The 20110-nt window shown below is 69.5% G+C and carries 10 protein-coding genes; 9 read left to right on the top strand and 1 reads right to left on the bottom strand.

The window, feature by feature from the left end:
• Positions 1-47: 47 nt before the first annotated feature.
• The 3 genes from OO67_RS19845 to OO67_RS19835 all read left to right on the top strand — a co-directional run bounded on the left by OO67_RS19845 (position 48) and on the right by OO67_RS19835 (position 2754).
• On the top strand, positions 48-710 hold the full coding sequence (locus OO67_RS19845) for a GNAT family N-acetyltransferase (RefSeq protein WP_033302283.1): 663 nt from the start codon (positions 48-50) through the stop codon (positions 708-710).
• A gap of 168 nt (positions 711-878) precedes the next feature.
• Positions 879-1073, top strand: a complete 195-nt coding sequence (locus tag OO67_RS19840) for a DUF4236 domain-containing protein (protein WP_033302161.1) — start codon at positions 879-881, stop codon at positions 1071-1073.
• Between the two features lie 151 nt (positions 1074-1224).
• Positions 1225-2754, top strand: coding sequence for a helix-turn-helix domain-containing protein (locus OO67_RS19835; protein ID WP_033302159.1), 1530 nt, complete (start codon positions 1225-1227; stop codon positions 2752-2754).
• A gap of 448 nt (positions 2755-3202) precedes the next feature.
• Here the strand turns inward: OO67_RS19835 and OO67_RS40495 are convergent, their stop codons facing one another.
• Complete coding sequence (locus tag OO67_RS40495; RefSeq protein WP_279626903.1) at positions 3203-3334, bottom strand: hypothetical protein; 132 nt, start codon at positions 3332-3334, stop codon at positions 3203-3205.
• A gap of 104 nt (positions 3335-3438) precedes the next feature.
• On the opposite strand from OO67_RS40495, the gene OO67_RS19830 reads away from it, so the two are divergent.
• The 6 genes from OO67_RS19830 (at position 3439) to OO67_RS19805 (ending at position 20099) form a co-directional block, all read left to right on the top strand.
• Positions 3439-3918: a hypothetical protein gene (locus OO67_RS19830; RefSeq protein WP_033302158.1), complete on the top strand. Its 480-nt coding sequence runs from the start codon at positions 3439-3441 to the stop codon at positions 3916-3918.
• 14 nt (positions 3919-3932) lie between these two features.
• On the top strand, positions 3933-5432 hold the full coding sequence (locus tag OO67_RS19825; protein ID WP_033302157.1) for a hypothetical protein: 1500 nt from the start codon (positions 3933-3935) through the stop codon (positions 5430-5432).
• A gap of 8 nt (positions 5433-5440) precedes the next feature.
• Positions 5441-6073: a hypothetical protein gene (locus OO67_RS19820; RefSeq protein WP_051709581.1), complete on the top strand. Its 633-nt coding sequence runs from the start codon at positions 5441-5443 to the stop codon at positions 6071-6073.
• A 457-nt stretch (positions 6074-6530) separates the two neighbouring features.
• Positions 6531-12980, top strand: coding sequence for a protein kinase domain-containing protein (locus tag OO67_RS19815; RefSeq protein WP_051709580.1), 6450 nt, complete (start codon positions 6531-6533; stop codon positions 12978-12980).
• 43 nt (positions 12981-13023) lie between these two features.
• Positions 13024-15984 carry a DEAD/DEAH box helicase gene (locus OO67_RS19810; protein WP_033302153.1) on the top strand — a complete coding sequence of 987 codons (2961 nt, stop codon included), beginning with the start codon at positions 13024-13026 and terminating at the stop codon, positions 15982-15984.
• Positions 15984-20099, top strand: a complete 4116-nt coding sequence (locus tag OO67_RS19805) for an Eco57I restriction-modification methylase domain-containing protein (protein WP_033302151.1) — start codon at positions 15984-15986, stop codon at positions 20097-20099. The genes OO67_RS19810 and OO67_RS19805 overlap by 1 nt, the downstream gene beginning before the upstream one ends.
• Positions 20100-20110: the final 11 nt, after the last annotated feature.

The following is a 20110-nucleotide window of genomic DNA, read 5'->3' as shown; positions in this document are numbered from 1 at the left end:
GAGGACCAGGACACATCGACGACGACCACCCCGCCCGGGAAGGCACCGTGCACTTCACCAACACCTCCGAGGCCGTACGGGAATGGGTCCACGGCTGGGCCCTCTCACGGGGAGCGGCCGAACCGGACCCCTCACCCTGGGGCTTCACCGTGAACATCGGCCTCCCCGGACACGTCATGAGCCACGTCCTGCCCACCGCCGACGCGGCCACCGTGCGGGAGATCACCGGAAGCGCCACCGGGCCCGGCGTCTGGCTGAAGGCCTTCGTACGGGCGGAGTCGCTCGCGTCCTGGATCGCACCCGGCTGGTCCCTCCCCGGCGAACCCGGCTACCTGATGTCCACCCCGCTCCGCCCCGCCCGTGCCCCGGCCCCTCTCCCCCCCGGCTACCGGCTCCGCACCTGGACCCGCGACGGCGTCACCCACGCCCGGGTGTCCGCCGCCGACGGCACCCGCGCCGCGCGCGGCCAGACGGCCGTCACCGGCGCCACCGCCGTCGTCGACAAGGTGGAGACCCACCCCGCCCACCGGCGCCGCGGCCTGGGCCGCCTGATCATGCACACCCTCACCGACGCGGCTGCCGAGCAGGGCGCCACGGTCGGCCTGCTGGCCTCGACGGCGGAGGGACGGGCCCTGTACGAGACCACGGGATGGGCCGTATCGGCGCCCCTGGCCAACGCCCTGCGGGGCCCGGACCCGGTGCCACGCTGACCACGCCCACGGCGGCGCGCGGCGCGGGGCGCACGGCGCGGGTGCTCGCCCACGCCGTGCGGCGCGGGTCGCGGGTCGCGGGTCGCGGGTGCTCGCCCACGCCGTGCGGCTTCTCGCGCATGACCCGGCCGCTTCGGGATACCCGTACTCCTGACGAAGGAGGCGCAGATGCCGCTCACATTCCGAAAGAGCTTCCAGATCCTTCCGGGCGTCCGGCTGAACATCAACCGCCGCTCGTGGTCCGTCACCACCGGCGGAAGGCACGGGCCGAAGCACACCACGAGCAGCACCGGCCGGCGCACCACGTCCATGGACCTGCCGGGCCCGTTCGGCTGGCGCAGGACCACGCGCCGCCGTCGCTGACCTTCACCTGTTCGGCCGCATTCCGGGTGCCGGGCCGTCGGGCGCGCCTGATCCTTCAGACAGGCGGCCACCCGCGGCCGGGCGCCCGGCCGTCACCCGAACCGCGCACCCCGGCGCGATCTTCATCTCATATCTGAGATAGCGTGCAGACATGGAAGATGACTACCTCGCACGTATCGGCAAGCTCATCCGTGACGCCCGTCAGCATCGTGGCTGGACACAGAGTCAGCTTGCCGAGGCGCTCGCCACGAGTCAGAGCGCCGTCAACCGCATCGAGCGCGGCAACCAGAACATCAGCCTTGAGATGATCGCCCGCATCGGTGAAGCCCTCGACAGCGAGATCGTGTCGCTCGGTTACGCCGGACCCATGCATCTGCGGGTGGTGGGCGGACGCCGGCTCTCCGGGTCCATCGACGTCAAGACGAGCAAGAACGCGTGTGTCGCGCTCCTCTGCGGTTCCCTGCTCAACAAAGGCCGCACCGTGCTGCGCCGGGTGGCCCGCATCGAGGAGGTCTTCCGGCTCCTGGAGGTCCTCAACTCCATCGGCGTACGCACCCGGTGGATCAACGACGGCGTGGACCTCGAGATCCTGCCGCCCGACCGGCTGGAGCTGGAGTCCATCGACGCGGACGCCGCGCGCCGGACCCGCTCCATCATCATGTTCCTCGGCCCGCTGCTGCACCGGACGGACCGCTTCACCCTGCCGTACGCCGGCGGCTGCGACCTCGGCACGCGCACGATCGAGCCGCACATGATCGCGCTGCGCCGCTTCGGCCTGGAGATCGCGGCGACCGACGGGCTCTACCACGCCCAGGTCGACCACGAGGTCCGCCCGGGACGCCCCATCGTCCTGACCGAGCGCGGCGACACGGTGACGGAGAACGCCCTGCTGGCCGCCGCACGGCACGACGGCACGACGGTCATCCGCAACGCGTCCTCCAACTACATGGTCCAGGACCTGTGCTTCTTCCTGGAGGCGCTCGGCGTACGCGTCGACGGCGTCGGGACGACGACCCTCACGGTGCACGGCGTGCCGGAGATCGACGTGGACGTCGACTACTCCCCCTCCGAGGACCCGGTCGAGGCGATGAGCCTGCTGGCCGCCGCCGTGGTGACGGAGTCCGAACTGACGATCCGTCGCGTGCCGATCGAGTTCCTGGAGATCGAGCTCGCGGTCCTGGAGGAGATGGGCGTCGACTGCGACCGCACGGCGGAGTACGCCGCCGACAACGGCCGCACCCGTCTGGTGGACCTGACGGTCCGGCCCTCGAAGCTCGAGGCGCCCATCGACAAGATCCACCCGATGCCCTTCCCCGGGCTGAACATCGACAACGTGCCGTTCTTCGCGGCCATCGCCGCGTCCGCGCACGGCAAGACCCTGATCCATGACTGGGTCTACGACAACCGCGCGATCTACCTCACCGACCTCAACCGGCTGGGCGGCAGGCTCCAGCTCCTGGACCCGCACCGTGTCCTGGTCGAGGGCCCGACCCGCTGGCGCGCCGCCGAGATGATGTGCCCGCCCGCACTGCGGCCCGCGGTGGTGGTGCTGCTGGCGATGATGGCGGCCGAGGGGACGTCCGTACTGCGCAACGTGTACGTGATCAACCGGGGGTACGAGGAGCTGGCGGAGCGGCTCAACTCGGTCGGCGCGCAGATCGAGATCTTCCGGGACATCTGACCGGCGGGGTGTCGTGCCCCTTGAGGGCAAGGGCACGACACCCCAATGTGCCCGCTGACCTGCGGATACCTACCTTCGCAACCCCCCACAGATCACTGTTGCCTTTCAGCACCTTGTGCAATGCATGTGCAAGATGATCTTGAATAGAGGCGGCACATCAAAAAAATCTGAGTTCCCGTCAGCCTTTACGGAGGGTTGTCGCCGAAGCGGCCTCGCCACGTCCGATGCCGTTCGTGTCACGTCGGGTCGCTATTCGCCTGCGTCTGGTGAGCAGCCCGGGCTCGACCTCGAACAGTGCCACGAGCGTCTCGCACTCTGTCGGCTTTCGGTCGGTCAGTGCGAACGCGTCGGGCAGGCCGCGCAGAGTGCACACCATGTGCAGCCGCAGCCTCAGAAGGGCCGTGAGCGACTGGGGGCAGGAGACGCACTCGGCCCACCCGGGGATTCGTCAGCTGAAGCGCTGGGTGAATGTGCGGGCGGCACGCAGCGGCAGGCCGCTGGGAGCCGTCGGGGTGACGAGGGTGGCCTTGAGGGCCGCGGTGGCACAGACCGGCGCGGGTCCCCAGATCAGCGGTCGCACGGTGAGCGGGAGTCGGATGCCTGCCGCGCGCAGAGCTCGAACCCTCCGACGCGTCAGCAACTCCGCTCGTAGACTCTGTGGTTCACACCGAAACAGGGGGAACGGTGACGTTCGAAGACGAGTGGGCACAGCTCACATCAGATGCACGGGATCGCCGGTCCGCACAGATGCGACTGAATGCAGCCGGGACGACACCGAGTGGGTCCGGAACTCACGGGGACCTGGTGGTCCACCAGGACGACCTGGGCGCTGTTGGCAATGAAGCGTTTCGGGTCCATGGGGCGCTGCAGAAGAGCGCCGATATCGCCGGAGCCGGGATGGACAAGTCGGGTGCCGGGACTACGGCCCGCGCCGCGGCGGAGTTGAAGAGTCGGAATTTTGACCTGGGCACCGAGCTGTACACAACGCTCGAGGTTTGGACCTCGCAGGTCAAGACCGCCCTGCAGATGTGTGCCCACATCTCCAACCACTTGGACTACTCGAAGAAAAGTCACGCCAAGGACGAGGCGGAGGTCCTCGCCACCCTCACGCGGAGGGATGGCTCCGCAGTCCCGGTGTCCGAGCTACTCAAGTACGTGAAGTGAGCAGGTCGGACCCCATGGGAACGTTCAGCTATACAGATCTCGTCGAAGTCGACCTCGGAAGGCTGAGTACCGCCGCCACCGACTGGAAGTCCACGGCCGCGAGCCTGGCAAAGCTGAGGGCCGAGGTCTACAGCGGCCTTCTCCTACTGTCGGACGGGGCTCAGTGGGCAGGCGAGAACGCCTCGGTCACCAAGGAGTTCGTCCGTAAGACGGCGAAAGAGGTCGCGGATCTGCACCTGGAGGCCACCAGCGTCTCCGCGGTGCTCGAAGACGCCCACGCCGAACTGACACAGATCCAGAAGAAGGCCCGAAACCTTTCCGCGGAAGCACGTCGGGGAAATCCCGCTCGCAGGGCGGGCCCAGATCCTGGCCTGATGGTGACGGACGGCCCCAACGGCACGGTAAAGGTGACAGAGGCCTTCTGTGATGCGGATGGAACCTCACAGCGGACCAAGGACTTGATGCAGTGGTACGCGGATACCCTCACAGGATTGGTGGCTCATGCGGCCGAGGTCGACGCAGCGGTGACTCGCGCACTGAAGCGCAGCCACGGCGGTGACCCGCACAACGCAGGGCATGCGGCATACACCTCGCTGGACGAGGACCAGCTGCCCCGTGCCACGAAACTCGCGTCGCTCGGCGACGACGCGAACGCCGCGCAGCGTGCCGAGCTACGGCGGCTGTGGACGTCCTTGAGCCCCAAGGCTCGCGGGGAGTTGTGGGCAGGACACAGGGGCGACCTTCTGGCCGCCGGGTTGCTCGCTCCTTCGGTCAAGCAAGCCGCTGCCGACCGGGGCTCCGGCCCGTACGCCGTCGAGGAGCCGGGCGCGGAGGAGCGCAGGAACCGGGAGAAGATGAACCTGGTAGCCGAGTTGGCCGACTGGAAGGGTGACAACGACGCCGCCCGGCACATGGCGCACTACCTGGGCAATAGCGGGACGGACATGGACCTGCCCATCGACAAGATGATGTCCGAGGTACCCGAATTCCGCTCGCACATCGACCGCACTGTCACGGATCACCAGGACGCATGGCGTGACCAGGCGCTGGCAGAGTTCAGGAGGAACGGTGGGCAGCCCGTGTCGATACCCGTGGAGACCGAAAACCGGGACTTCAGCTTCACCCCGGATGTCAATGAGAACTGGTTCTACGCGGTGGGTTCGACCAGGTCGAACGTGACCGGAGTCGTCACGGTCGAGCCCGATGCGAACGGAAAGCCTGTGGTCGGCTTGGACTATCAGGCCAACGCGTGGGACCGCTACAACTGGGACGAGGACAAGGGAGTGACAATCCCCGTCCCGGGAGTCGACGACATGAGCGTCCCTGATGGTCAGATGGCACGCTTCCACACCACCGGCATTGCCCGCGAATTCGACATGGCGGGCAGCAGTTCGGTCAAGCACTACGATCTGGGCGTGTCCGACCCGCACCAAGGCCCGCTGCCGCAGCCCGACGAGCCCGGACGTGCTGGCGATCGTACAGATCCCGGTCGTGAGCAACAGGAAGGGCGATAGAGACTCGTATGAATGGTCCCGGTCATGAAGTCGAGGGTGGACAGCCCAAGCCTCCGCGTCGCCTGTGGGTCCCGATCGTCATCGTCGCTCTGGTGTTCTGCGTCGGTGGCGCGGCCGTGGCCGGCGGGTTGTGGTGGGTGGCCGACCGCGCGGAGTCGGATCTGCTGGACCAGGAGATGAACTGCTGCTGGGAGGAGGGGGCGACCCCGGCCTGGATGAGCAAACAAGTGGGCATCCGCTTCCCGGAGCAGGCATCGGACCGGCGCGCTGGCTACAAGGTCGGGCAGCGCTACGACACGGGACTGCTTTCCTTCGTGCTGCCGAGTGCAGAAGCGCAGACCTACACGGACCGGCTCGTCCCGGGCAACATCAAGATGTCTGGAAACACCCTCATCAAGGGGAAGGACTACCGCCCTGCGGCTACGTTCACTCATCTCGGGCTGCCGGAGCCGGAAACATTCACCCGGGACCTTCGGAGGACCAGCCTCTGCCCCGAAGGGCTCGACACCCCTGAAGGCGCACAGCTTCAGCGCTGCATCGACCTGTTCGTCCACGAGTACAAGCCGGGCACAACGCGGATATACGTCCGGTCGACCATCGAACCGTCGATGAAGCCGCCGCCGGCGGGCAACAGGCAGTAGGCGTGCGCGCGGCCCTGAACAACCCCCAGGAGACGGGGCAGCAACCTCCGGCCTCGGCTCTTCGGAGGTGCGTCGTCCGGTGGATCCGGGCCCATTCCCGAGCAGGCCGAGATCCGTCAGGATATCCGAATCGGCTGCATGCGATACGTCCGAGGTACGAAGTACTGCTAGCGGGCGGCGTCGATGTAGGAACAGTCGGCCACGATCAGGGATTCCCCGGCGTTCGCAGATCCGGATGATGCGGCGGGTGTGCAACGGTCGAACCTGAGCCGCTGCAGACCAACCCGCGCCGGTCACCGCCACCGCAATCCACGTCCTGGAGAGATGACGCTGAAAAGGCTCAGCGAGGGGGCTACGTCCGGGGACACTCAAGCGACCGTTGACATCGTCAACACGTCGATGTGATCCTTGATAAACACGCAAGGTGTACGCTCCCTACAGAATGTACCCACCTTGTATGCGACGGGTGAAGCGGGGAGGGCCAGTGGGCCAGGGGACGGTCGACGGACGATTCCAGATCACGGGGGTTCTGGGGCGCGGGAACATGGGTGAGGTCCACCGGGCCCAGGACCTTCAGGCGGATCTCGGCTCCCCCCACCGGGAAGTCGCGGTCAAGACGGTGCTGCGCGCCCGGACCGGAGTCGCCGTCGACACCTCGGGGTCGAGCAAGGACATCAAGCGCTTCCACCGTGAAGTGCGGATCATGCGCATGCTGTCCCAGGGGCACCCCAACCTCACCCTGCTGATCGACGGTGGGGTGGACCAGGCCCCCGCCGGTAGCGGGCTCCCCTATCTGGCAATGGAGTTGCTGGACGGTAACCCCCTCGCGGAGCTGATCGACGAGGAGCCCCAGCTCCCCGTCTCCTGGGTCGCCGCGATCGGAGCTCAGATCGCCTCCGGGCTCGCCGCCGCACACACCGCCGGGGTCGTCCATCGCGACCTCAAGCCGGCCAACGTGATGCTGACGCGCGACGGCACGGTCAAGGTTCTCGACTTCGGTATGGGATCGGTCGTCGACGATCCCGACCAGACTCGGCTCACCAGCACGGGTGTCAGTGTGGGTACAGCCCGCTACATGGCGCCCGAGCAGTTCCGCGCCGAGCAGGTCACCGCCCTCGCCGACCTGTACGCGCTCGGCTGCATCCTGTACGAACTGCTCATCGGGCGGCCGCCGTTCTCCGCCCGGACACCCTACGAGCTCTCCGAACAGCACCAGCACCAGCAGCCGCCTCAGCTCACCCTCGTCCGGCCGGACCTGCCGACCCCGCTGGTCCGTCTCGTGAACCGGTTGCTGGAGAAGGACACTGAGCTGCGGCCCGAGCATGCCGCCCTCGTCCACGACGCGCTGGTACCGCTCGCCCTCGCTCCGGACGACACGGCGGATCTCCTCGCGCCACACTGGCAGGTGATGGATCCGGTCGCGCGGCTGCGCGCCCTGCTCCCCGAGCGCGCGCCGGCGGCCCCGGTGCCGGTGCCGCGCAGGGCGCCGCGCCTGCCCGAGACCATGGACGTCTTCGGTATCCACGCCGACCTGATCCGTGAGTACGAGAGTTTCACGAAGAGTGCGACGGTGATCCGGGACGCCCGGATCGACGGCTTCGTCGAGGACGACCTCGGGGCGAAGTCACAGTGGCCCGATCCCTGGCTGTCGCTGAACCCGTTCTTCGCCGACGGCGGCCATGTGACGGACCTGGTGAGGGACGGGGTGCTGCACCCACGGTGCGCGGAGATCTTCCAGGCGGGCAAGAAGGAGGATTCCCGTCGCCCGGACGGCCGTCCGCTGACCTTCCATCTCCACCAGCGCCAGGCGATCGAGGCCGCCCAGGCGGGCGACTCCTACGTGCTCACCACCGGCACGGGCTCCGGCAAGTCCCTGGCTTACATCGTTCCCATCGTGGATCGTGTCCTGAAGGAGCGGCAGGCTGCGGGCCCAGGCGTCGGCGGCCGGGTGCGGGCGATCGTCGTGTATCCGATGAACGCGCTGGCCAATTCACAGCTCGGGGAGCTGGAGAAGTACCTGCGCCACGGCTTCGGGAAGGACCGGGAGCCGGTCACCTTCGCCCGCTACACGGGGCAGGAGTCCGACGAGGTCCGCAAGGAACTGCGTAAGAACCCTCCGGACATCCTGCTGACCAATTACGTGATGCTCGAACTGATGCTGACCCGGCCCGAGGACCGGTCCGGGCTCATCGACAAGGCGGCGGGGCTCCAGTTCCTCGTCTTCGACGAACTGCACACCTACCGCGGCCGCCAGGGTGCCGACGTGGCGTTCCTGATCCGCCGGGTCCGTGAGGCGTGCCGGGCGTCGGCGACGCTCCAGTGCATCGGCACCTCGGCGACCATGTCGACCGAGGGCTCCTGGGAGGACCAGCAGCGGGAGGTGGCGAAGGTCGCGGGCCGGTTGTTCGGCACCACCCTGCTGCCGAAGCGGGTCATCGGCGAGACGCTCGTCCGGGCGACGGAGGAGGGGCCGGTGGCGGTTCCCGCCGAGCGTCTGCGGGTCCCGGCGGCGCCCCGCGCGTACGAAGCGCTGACCGAGGACCCACTGGCCAGGTGGATCGAGTCCCGGTTCGGCCTGGAGCGGGATGAGACCGGCCGGCTCCGCCGCTGCGCTCCGGGCACGGTCGAGTCGGCAGCGGAGGAGCTCGCCGCCGCTTCCGGAGTGAACGAGGAGGCGGTGCGCGAGGCGATCCGCACCACCTTGGAGGCCGGCGCCCAGGCCAAGAATCCACGGACGGAACGGCCGCTGTTCGCCTTCCGGCTGCACCAGTTCCTCTCCAAGGGCGACACCGTCTACACCACGCTTCAGGACCCGCTCACCCGGCCGCTCACCCGCACGTACCAGCTGGAGCAGCCCAGGAGCGGCGGTATGCCGCTCTTCCCGCTCGCGTTCTGCCGCGAGTGCGGCCAGGAGTACCTGACGGTGTGGCGTACGGAGGAGAGTGGTGCCTTCCGTTACGAGCCGCGCCGGGACACCTCGGCCTCGGGAGGCCGGGAGGGCGAGGGCTATCTGTACGTCGGCGTGCCCGGCCAGGACTACGAGTGGCCCGCCGATCCTCAGAGCGCGGTGGACGACAGGCGACTGCCGGAGTCATGGCTGGAGGCGGACGCCCAGGGCGTGACGGTCGTCAAGAAGTCCTACCGGCCCCGGGTGCCCAAGCGCGTCGTCGTGGACGCGTTCGGGCATGAGGCGGGCGAGGGCCTGGTGGCGGCGTTCGTCCCCGCGCCCTTCCTGTTCTGCGTGCACTGCCAGGTCTCCTACGAGCAGACTCGTGGCCGGGACTTCGCCAAACTGGCGACGCTCGACCAGGAGGGGCGTTCCTCGGCCACGTCGCTGATCTCGGCGTCGATCGTGAAGTCCCTGCGGGCGGTCCCCGAGGAGAGTCTGGGCAAGGAGGCCCGCAAGCTTCTCACCTTCGTCGACAACCGGCAGGACGCGTCACTGCAGGCCGGTCACTTCAACGACTTCGCCCAGGTGACGCAGTTGCGCGGTGCCCTGTACCAGGCCGCTGTGCGGGCGGGCGAGGACGGGTTGCGTCACGACGACCTCGCCGAGGCGGTGACCGAGGTGATGGGCCTGTCCCCGCGTGACTACGCGACGGGCGCCTCCCTGCCTCCGTCGCTTGAGCTCCGTGCGAAGAAGGCCTTCCGTGACGTCGTGGGATACCGGCTCTACCGTGACCTCGAGCGCGGGTGGCGCATCACCATGCCCAACCTGGAACAGACGGGGCTGCTGAGGATCGGCTACGAGGACCTGGACTGGATCGCCGGGAAGCAGGAGCGCTGGGACGCGGCCCACGCCGAGCTACGCAACGCGGACCCCGCCCTGCGTGAGGAGGTCACCCGCACCCTTCTCGACTACATGCGCCGTGCCCTCGCCATCGACGTGCAGTACTTCCGGGATGACTTCGACACCTTGCAGCGGGCGAGCGAGGAGCGTCTGGCCGGCCCGTGGGTGCTGAGTGAGAGCGACCGCCCGACCGTGGGCACCGCCTACCCGTACGGCTCGAAGCCCGGCATGGAGCGTTCCGCTCTGTTCCTTTCGGCCCGCGGCAAGTTCGGCAAGTACCTCCGCCGGAACATGCCCGAGCTGCGTGATCTTCCGCTGGAGGACGTCCAGGGTGTGATCGAGGACCTGCTGAAGGTACTGCTCGACGCCGAACTCGTCCACGAGGTGGAGTCGGCCCCCGAACACGCCGGCCCTGCCTACCGCCGCCGGGCGGCCCAGAAGCGAACCGGGTTCCGGGTGTCGGCCGCGGCGCTGGTGTGGCGGGCCGGGACCGGTGAGCGGGGCACGATCGACCCGTTGGCGCGCACCTACACCAGCGGGGAGGGTCCGCGCGTCAATCCGTTCTTCCGTGATCTGTACAAGACCGCCGCAGCCGAACTGGCGGGTCTGTTCGCCCGGGAGCACACCGCGCAGGTCACACCGGAGGACCGGCTGGAGCGCGAACGGCAGTTCCGCGCTGCCGAACTTCCCCTGCTCTACTGCTCCCCCACGATGGAGCTGGGCGTGGACATCTCCTCGCTCAACGCCGTGATGATGCGCAACGTCCCGCCGACTCCGGCCAACTACGCGCAGCGTTCGGGCCGGGCGGGCCGAAGCGGTCAGCCCGCTCTGGTGACGACGTACTGCGCCACGGGCAACAGCCACGACCAGTACTACTTCCGCCGTTCCCAGGACATGGTGTCCGGTCAGGTGGCACCGCCGCGCCTGGACCTCGCCAACGAGGATCTGGTCCGCTCGCACCTGCAGGCCATCTGGCTGGCGGAGACCGGCATGAAGCTCGGCACCGCGGTCCCGGACGTCGTCGATGTCGCCTACGACCCCGAGGGCGGCGACCGCCCCGATCCGCTGATGCCGCTGCCCCTGCGGGCCGATTTCCGCGACCGGTCCCTGGACGAGGGGGCCCGTCGGCGCGCGGCGGTTGCCGCTCGCGGCGTGCTCGCCCCGCTGATCACCGATTTCGAGGCCACCACCTGGTGGTACGACGAGTGGGTCGAGGACCGGATCGAGCGGGCCCCGAAGCTGTTCGACGCGTCCTTCGAGCGGTGGCGCGACCTGTTCCGGGCGGCGGTGATCGACCAGTACGAGCAGAACAAGCGCGTCGTCGACCACACCCTCTCCCCCGGTGAGCAGTCCCGGGCGCGCACCCGGCGCCGTGAGGCGGAGACACAGACGCACCTGCTGCTGAACCGTTCCTCGGACAGCAAGTCGGTGACGAGCGACTTCAATCCGTACCGCTATCTGGCGTCCGAGGGATTCCTGCCCGGCTACAGCTTCCCCCGCCTGCCGTTGGCCGCGTACATCCCGCGGTCCGGCAACCGCCGCAACGCCGACGGGGACTACCTTCAGCGCCCTCGGTTCCTCGCGATCCGCGAGTTCGGCCCCGGTGCGCTCATCTACCACGAGGGCGCCCGCTACCAGGTGACCCGTGTGCAGCTGCCGCCGGACGCCTCCGGTGATCTGGCGACCGCGGAGGCCCGGCGCTGCGGCGGCTGCGGCTACCACTACGCGGTCAAGGTCGGCACCGACGTCTGCTCGATGTGCGGGGAGTCGCTGCGCGGCAAGCGCACGGGCCTGCTCCACCTGCACACCGTGTACACGACGCCCCGTGAGCGGATCTCCTCCGACGAGGAGGAGCGCCGCCGGGCCGGTTTCCGCCTGGAGACGTCGTACGCCTTCCAGGAGCACGGGGCCCGCAGGGGACGCCTGACCTCGCATGTCAGTGACGCGGGCGGCGCGCCCGTGCTCGACCTGGACTACGGCGACTCGGCAACCGTCCGCATCACCAACCTCGGCCGGGTGCGTGACAAGGAGGGCGAGCCGGACGGTTACTGGCTCGACCTCGGTGACGGCCGGTGGCTCAACGACAGGGCCGCCGCCGACGCCATCGAGGGCACGGGAATGCCGGTGGTCGACGAGGACGGCAACGAGAAGCGCCGCAAGAAGCGCGTCCTGCCCTATGTGGAGGACCGCCGCAACATCCTCGTGGTCACCTTGGACGAGGCGCTGCCCGAGCCGGTGGCCCTGTCGTTCCTGTACGCGCTGGAGCGCGGCATCGAGGCGGCGTTCGAGCTCGAGGACTCGGAGCTGACCGCGGAGCTGCTGCCACCGGACAACGGCCCCCGTGGGCGTCTGCTGTTCACGGAGGCCGCGGAGGGCGGCGCCGGTGTGCTGCGGCGTATCCAGCACGAGCGGGACGCTCTCGCGAAGGCGGCTCGCACCGCCCTGGCGATCTGTCACTTCGATCCGGACTCCGGCGACGACGAGGGCGGGCCGGCAGCCGATGAGGCATGCGCACGCGGCTGCTACGCCTGCCTGCTGACCTACGGCAACCAGACGCACCACCGCCGGCTGAGCCGGCACGCCGCCCAGCCGCTGCTCATGCGGCTGGGCCGTTCCCTCACCGCCCGGGAGGACCGCGGCGAGTCCCGCAGCGAGCGCTTCCGCCGTCTCGCCCCGGCGACGGGCGTGACGACGGGTGCCAGGGCAGCTGAAGGCACCGGCCCGGCGGCGGGCACCTCGGCGGCAGAGCCGGCGGAGAGCGCCACTTCCGCCGCGCAGTCGTCCGTGCAGGCTCCGACTCCGCTGGAGACCGATCTCGCCGCGCTCGTCGCGAACGGGGACCTGCTCGGCTGGCTGAGGGCGAAGGGCTACCGGGTACCGGACGAGGTCGGCCCCTTCGTGGGCGCCGCGGCGGCACGCCCCGACCTCGTCTTCCGCCTGGAAGGCGTCAACCTCGCCGTGTTCGTCGACGTGCCCGGCCAGGCGGCCGACTCATCGCGCGACATCGAGGCCGGTTACCGCTTGGAGGACGCGGGCTGGGATGTGCTGCGCTTTCCCACGGACGCCGACTGGGACGCCATCACCGCGCACAACGCCGCCTACTTCCACCTGCGCTGACCCGCCGGGCCCCTCTCGTCTTCTCAAGGAACTGGGACATCTCATGAGCCTCACGTACACAGCCGGCTCCCTGGTGGCCGCCCGCGGCCGGGAATGGGTGGTGCTGCCGGAGAGCGCCGCGGACATGCTGGTGCTGCGTCCCCTGGGCGGGAGCGAGGACGACATCGCTGCCGTCTTCCCCGCCTTCGAGGAGGTGCGTCCGGCGGAGTTCGCGGCCCCGAGCGCCGCCGACCTGGGCGACCAGCGGGCCGCCGGTCTGCTGCGTACCGCGCTGCGCATCGGGTTCCGCTCGGGCGCCGGGCCGTTCCGTTCGCTCGCCTCGATCGCGGTGGAGCCCCGCGCCTATCAGCTGGTGCCGTTGCTGATGGCGCTGCGGCAGCGCACGGTGCGCCTGCTGATCTCGGACGACGTCGGCATCGGCAAGACCGTGGAGGCGGGGCTGATCGCCAAGGAGCTGCTGGCCCAGGGCGAGGCGACACGGCTGGCCGTGCTGTGCTCGCCCTCGCTGGCCGAGCAGTGGCAGGGAGAGCTGCGGGAGAAGTTCGGCATCGACGCCGAACTCGTGCTGGCGTCCACCGTGACCCGGCTGGAACGGAACCTGGAGCTGGGCCAGACCCTCTTCGACCGGCATCCGTACACGATCATCTCGACGGACTTCGTCAAGTCGGCCCGGCACCGTGAGGACTTCGTACGCCGCTGTCCCGACCTGGTGATCGTCGACGAGGCGCACTCCTGCGTGGCCTCCGACGACCCCGCGCAGGGGGCCACGTCGTCCGCCGCGAACCAGCTCCGCCACGAGCTGCTGCGCAGGGTGTCCGCCGACGCCGACCGGCACCTGCTGCTGCTGACCGCCACCCCGCACTCCGGCAAGGAGTCCGCCTTCCGCAACCTGCTCGGCCTGGTCCGTCCCGAACTCGCCACGCTGGACCTGGAGTCACCGGCCGGCCGGGCGAAGCTGGCCGAGCACTTCGTGGCCCGCAAGCGCGCCGACGTCCGTGAGTACCTCACCAAGGAGGACGGTCTCGCCGACGACTCCCTGGCCGAGCGTACGGCGTTCCCGTCCGACCGCTGGACGAAGGACGAGCCGTACAAGCTCACCCCCGTCTACCGTGCTCTGCTGGACGACGCGATCGCCTACGCCCGCGACCGGGTCCAGGCGGCCGGGGAGCAGGGCAAGCGGGAGGCCCGCATCGCCTGGTGGTCGGTGATCGCGCTGCTGCGCTCGATGGTGTCCTCGCCCGCAGCCGCCGCGCAGACGCTAAAGACCCGCTCGGAGTCCGCCACCGCGCGCACCGCGCAGGAGGCTGACGCCCTGGGCTCGGTCGTGGCCGCCGACTCCGCGGAGAACAACCGACTGGAGGGCATGGACGTCGCCCCGGGCGCGGCCGAGTCGGAGGAGGCGGGCGCACGGCTCCTCGACCTGGCCCGCCGGGCGGCCGAACTCGTCGGACCGGCCGAGGACGCCAAGCTCAAGGCACTCACCCGGCATCTGAAGAGCCTGATCGCCGAGGGCTACCACCCCATCGTCTTCTGCCGTTACATCCCCACCGCCGACTACCTCGCCGCCCAGCTGGAGGGGAAGCTCGGCAAGAAGACGAAGATCGCCGCGGTGACCGGCACCCTCTCGCCGCAGCAGCGCCTGGAGCGCATCGAACTGCTCGCCGCAGAGGCTGCCGAGGAGGGCGGGGAGGGCGGCGACCCGGCCGTCCGCCGTGTGCTCATCGCCACCGACTGCCTGTCCGAGGGCGTCAACCTCCAGCACCACTTCGACGCCGTCGTCCACTACGACCTGGCGTGGAACCCGACCCGCCACGACCAGCGCGAGGGACGCGTCGACCGTTACGGGCAGAAGCGCGACCAGGTCCGTGTCATCACCATGTACGGCGAGGACAACGGCATCGACGGCAAGGTCCTGGAGGTGCTGTTCAAGAAGCACCGCCAGATCCTGAAGGACCTCGGCATCTCCGTCTCCGTCCCCGACGAGACCGCGTCCGGCGTCACCGACGCCGTCGTGGAGTGGCTGCTGCTGCACGGTCGGCAGGGCAGTCAGGAGAGCCTGTTCGAGATGGACGAGCACCAGGAGTCCTTCGACCGCATCGAACGTGAGTGGAGTTCGGCCGCCGAACGCGAGAAGACCTCCCGCTCCAAGTACGCCCAGCGCGCGATCCATCCGGAGGAGGTGGCCCTGGAGGTCGCGGCCGTGCGGTCGGCGCTCGGCGGTGCGGACGAGGTCCGCGGCTTCGCCCTGGAGGCGCTGCGCGAGCTGGACGCCCTGGTCCGCGATCCTCGCGACGGCACCGGTGACTTCACCGCGCAGCCCGGCGGCGCACCGGCGGGCCTGCGGGACGCCCTCGCGGCCACGCTCGGTGGCCGGCTCGTCGAGGAGGACCGGCAGATTCCGTTCCGTACGACCCCGGCGGTCGGCCGGGGCGAGGTGGCCCTGGTCCGCACCGATCCGGCGATCGGCGCGATCGCCTCCTACGTCCTGGACTCGGCACTGGACGCCGACACCTCCGGCCCCCGCCCGGCCCGCCGGTGCGGCGTGGTCACCACGGACGCGGTCACCACCCGCACCACCCTGCTGCTGGTCCGCTACCGCTTCCACCTCACCCTGCCGTCCCGCACCGGCGAGCGCCAGCTCGTCGCGGAGGACGCCCGGCTCCTCGCGTACGAGGGGGCACCGTCGCGCGCCCGCTGGCTGGACGACGACGCGGCGACGGCGCTGCTCGAGGCCCGTGCGGCCGGCAACACCCATGAGCTGGCGGCCCGTAACGCCATCGCCCGCGACCTGGGCGGTCTGCCGGACCTGGCGGGGCACCTCACCGAGTACGGCACCCGTCTGGCCGCCGAACTCGACGCCTCGCACCGCCGGGTCCGCAAGGCCAACGAGGAGATCGTCCGCGGCCTCAAGGTCGTCCCGCAGGAGCCCGCCGACGTCCTCGGCGTGTACGTCTACCTGCCGCAGCAGCAGTCCGTTCCCACGACGCCCGGAGCCGAAGCCTGATGCCCGCCGCCACCCGCACCGCCCTGGCCTTCACCGCCGTCACCACCGTCGGCGGCCTCCTGCCCGCCGACATGCTGCTGCGCATCGCCGAGGCACGGACCCTCCCCGGCACCAAGCCGGCCGACTACGGCCTGCCCGCCTCGGTGCCTGTGCGCGACGAGGCCGAACGCGCCTGGGAGTACCTCAAGCCGCTCTGGCGCGAGCTGCGTACCGCTCTGCCCGCCGACCCGGTCACAGGCGCCCCCGCCGCCGACCCGACTGGCCGCGCCGGCACCGACTGGCTGTCCCAGCTGTTCAGGAAGCTGGACTTCGGGGCGCTGAGCGAGGTCGGCGCCTCCGGCATCCCCGCCGACTCCGATCCGGAGAAGCGCTTCCCGGTCTCCCACCGCCACGGCCCGGCCCTGGTCCACCAGATCCGGTGGAACCAGGACCTCGACAAGCGCGCGACGGCCGGCCAGGTCCCCGCCCAGTCCATGGTCCAGGACTGCCTCAACCGCACCGAAGCCCACCTGTGGGCGGTGCTCACCAACGGCCGACGGCTGCGGCTGCTGCGCGACTCCTCGTCGTTCGCGACGGCCGCCTACGTCGACTTCGACCTCGAAGCCATCTTCGACGGCGAGCTGTTCAGCGAGTTCGTGCTGCTGTACTGCGTGCTCCACGCCTCACGTTTCGCGGTGCCGGAGGGGGCGGCGGCATCGGGGTGCTGGCTGGAGAAGTGGCGTGCGGAGGCGGTCACTTCGGGCGCCAGGGCGCTGGACCAGTTGCGGCTGGGCGTACAGAACGCGCTCACGGTACTCGGCACCGGCTTCCTGCGGCACCCGGACAACGCCCGGCTGCGCGAGGACATCGTCCCGAAGGACCTTCGGGACGCACTGCTGAGGATGGTCTACCGGCTGCTCTTCGTCTTCGTCGCCGAGGACCGTGACGCCCTGCTCGACCCGGCGGCGGGCGAGCGGCAACGGGATGCCTACGAGCGGTACTTCTCCTCGGCACGGTTGCGGGAGCGGGCGCGACGGCGTCAGGGGACGGCCCACGGAGACCAGTACGAGGCGCTGCGCATCGTCCTGGACGCACTGGGCGCGGAGGCCGGGCGCCCGGAGCTGGGTCTGCCGGGGCTCGGCGGTCTGTTCTCGCGGACGGACGCGGACGCGCCGCTGGACGGTCTGAAGCTGTCCAACGAGTCGCTGCTGACCGCCGTACGCCACCTCGCCCAGGTCCGGGACCCGAGGGCGCGGCGCTGGCGGGCGGTGGACTACCGGCATCTGGACGCCGAGGAACTGGGCTCGGTGTACGAGTCGCTGCTGGAGCTGGAGCCGAAACACTCGGCGACGGACCGGTCGTTCGAGCTGGTGGAGGTAGCCGGTAACAGCCGCAAGACGAGCGGGAGTTACTACACCCCGTCGTCGCTGATCGAGTGCCTGCTCGACACGACGCTCGACCCGGTGATAGACGACGCGGTCAAGCAGGGCGAGCGGCGGGCCACAGAGGCGGGACGCCCCGACCCGACTGCCGACATCGTCGGCGAACTCCTCTCCCTGACGGTCTGCGACCCGGCGTGCGGCTCCGGGCACTTCCTGGTCGCCTCGGCGCGCCGCATCGCCAAACGGGTGGCCTCGGTGCGCGAGCGCAACCCGGAACCGACGGTCGACGCCGTGCGCCACGCCCTGCACGAGGTCATCGGACGCTGCATCTACGGCGTGGACCTCAACCCCATGGCCGTGGAGCTGGCGAAGGTCTCGCTGTGGCTGGAGGCGATGGAACCCGGCAAGGCGCTCGGCTTCCTCGACGCCCACGTCAAGCGGGGCAACGGCCTGATCGGCGCGACGCCGAAGCTGCTGGCGGACGGTGTCCCCGACGACGCCTTCAAGCCGATCGAGGGCGACGACCGCAAGTACGCGTCAGGGCTCGTCAAGCGCAACAAGGCCCAGCGGGGCGGCCAGGACGAGCTGCTGTTCGACACGAGCGCCCTGCCGGGCAACGAGCGGTACGGTGCGGAGCTGGCCCGGATCACCGGCGCGCCGTCGGACCGGCTGGAGCAGGTCCGGGCGCAGGAGTCCGCCTACCGGAAGCACGTCGGCTCGGCGGCCTACCGCGACGACGTGCACGCCGCCGACGCGTGGTGCGCCGCGTTCGTCTGGCCCAAGCACGAGGGGGCGCCGGACGCCCCGACGGATCAGGTGTTCCGCGCGCTGCGGGGGCGTGACCGGTCGGTGGTGTCGGAGGCCACGCACGCGGCGATCCGGGAGCTGCGGGACGCGTACCGCTTTTTCCACTGGCACCTGGAATTCCCTGAGGTGTTCGCCGTCCCCGAGTCGGGGGCGGGCGTGCAGGAGGGCACGGGCTGGGCCGGCGGGTTCGACGCGGTGGTGGGGAACCCGCCGTGGGAGCGGGTCGAGATGGTGGAGCACGAGTTCTTCGCGCAGAGGGACCCGCGTATCGCCGGGGCCACGAACTCCGCCGCGCGCAAGCGACTCATCGCCGAGTTGCGCGATGAACGCGATGGCGCGCGGCTGTACGCGGAATTCGAGGCTGCTAAGCGGCGTGCGGAGGGTGAGAGCCACTTCCTGCGGAGCAGCGACCGCTTCACGCTGACGGGTCGGGGGCGGATCAACACTTATGCCGTTTTCACAGAGACGGACCGCGCGTTGACGGGACCGAGGGGACGAACGGGTGTAATCGTCCCGTCGGGAATCGCGACTGACGCGACGACACAGTTCTTCTTCAAGGACATCATTACGAAGGGGCAGCTTGTCGCCCTGTACGACTTCGAAAACGAAGACAAGGTCTTCGCCGAGGTACACAACCAGCTCCGCTTCTGTCTGTTTATGCTGCGAGGAGCGGGCGCCCTCAGTGAGCCGATCCGGATGGTCTTCAAGGTGCGCCAGCCCGAGCAGATCACCGGTCGGAGCTACCTGCTGACGGGTGAGGACATCCTGGCCATGAACCCGAACACCGGTACCTGCCCCGTGTTCAGCGGCAAGCGGGATGCAGACATCACCCGGGGCATCTACCGCCGCGTTCCAGTGCTGATCAACGAGACGACGAAGGCGAACGGGAACCCTTGGGACATCTCATTCACGCAAGGCCTGTTCAACATGGCGAGCGACTCGTCTCTGTTCCGCCCCGCCGCGCAGAGTAATGAGACCCTCGACGATCTACTCAAAACGGGTTGGGCCTTCGCTGGCAACACGCTCGTGCGCGGTGAGGAGCGCCTGCTCCCGCTGTACGAGGCGAAGATGCTCCATCACTACGACCACCGCTTCTCCACGTACGAGAACGCCACTGAAAAGCAGCTCAACAAGGGCACCCTCCCCCGTTTCACGCTGGAGCAGCACCAGGATGCTTCCGCCCTGCCCTTGCCGCGCTACTGGGTGCCGGAGCAGGACGTACCGACCGGGGAGGTCGACAAGCACGGCAAGCCCGTCATGGAGCCGGGCGTCCGCAGCCGCTTGGCCGCGAAGGGATGGGATCGGCAGTGGCTCTTCGGCTGGCGTGACGTCTGCCGGGCGAGCGACGAGCGCACCATGATTGCGTCAGCCGCTCCCGCCCACGGCTTCGGCCACAAATACCTGCTCGCCCTCGCCCGGGAAGCAACGCTGCTCACGGCTGTCTGGTCTTCGTTCGTCGTTGACTACATCGCTCGACAAGCTGTCGGCGGCACTTCGATGAGCTACTTCATTGTGCGGCAGCTTGCCGTCCCCACCCCCGACCAGCTCGCGTCCCACGCTGAGACTATCGGCCCCCGCCTCCTCGAACTCACCTACACCGCGCACGACATGACCCCCTTCGCCCGCGACCTAGGCGACACCGGCGCCCCCTTCCGCTGGGACCCCGAGCGCCGTGCCGTCATCCGGGCTGAGCTGGACGCGCTCTTCTTCCACCTCTACGGCATCAGCCGCGCCGACACCGACTACATCCTCGACACCTTCAACGTCACCCGCGACAACGACATCAAGGCCCACGGCGAGTACCGCACCAAGCGACTGATCCTCGCCGAGTACGACCGCATGGCCGCCGCCGGCCTGGCCATGGAGAACCCCCTCACCGAGGGCGAGAACGGCACCTACCACTCCACCCTCACCCCGCCCCCCGGGCACGGCCCCCGCCACGACTGATCCACGAAGGA

The sequence above is a fragment of the Streptomyces atroolivaceus genome (assembly GCF_000717025.1).
Classification (GTDB): Bacteria; Actinomycetota; Actinomycetes; order Streptomycetales; family Streptomycetaceae; genus Streptomyces; species Streptomyces atroolivaceus.
This window is presented reverse-complemented; position numbering and strand designations above follow the sequence as displayed.

What these genes read in the sequence shown, in the direction of transcription:
- OO67_RS19825 (WP_033302157.1), top strand. Translation starts at nt 3,933, where the DNA reads ATGGGAACGTTCAGCTATACAGATCTCGTCGAAGTCGACCTCGGAAGG.
- OO67_RS19810 (WP_033302153.1), top strand. Translation starts at nt 13,024, where the DNA reads ATGAGCCTCACGTACACAGCCGGCTCCCTGGTGGCCGCCCGCGGCCGG.
- OO67_RS19835 (WP_033302159.1), top strand. Translation starts at nt 1,225, where the DNA reads ATGGAAGATGACTACCTCGCACGTATCGGCAAGCTCATCCGTGACGCC.
- OO67_RS19815 (WP_051709580.1), top strand. Translation starts at nt 6,531, where the DNA reads ATGCGACGGGTGAAGCGGGGAGGGCCAGTGGGCCAGGGGACGGTCGAC.
- OO67_RS19805 (WP_033302151.1), top strand. Translation starts at nt 15,984, where the DNA reads ATGCCCGCCGCCACCCGCACCGCCCTGGCCTTCACCGCCGTCACCACC.
- OO67_RS19840 (WP_033302161.1), top strand. Translation starts at nt 879, where the DNA reads ATGCCGCTCACATTCCGAAAGAGCTTCCAGATCCTTCCGGGCGTCCGG.
- OO67_RS19820 (WP_051709581.1), top strand. Translation starts at nt 5,441, where the DNA reads ATGAATGGTCCCGGTCATGAAGTCGAGGGTGGACAGCCCAAGCCTCCG.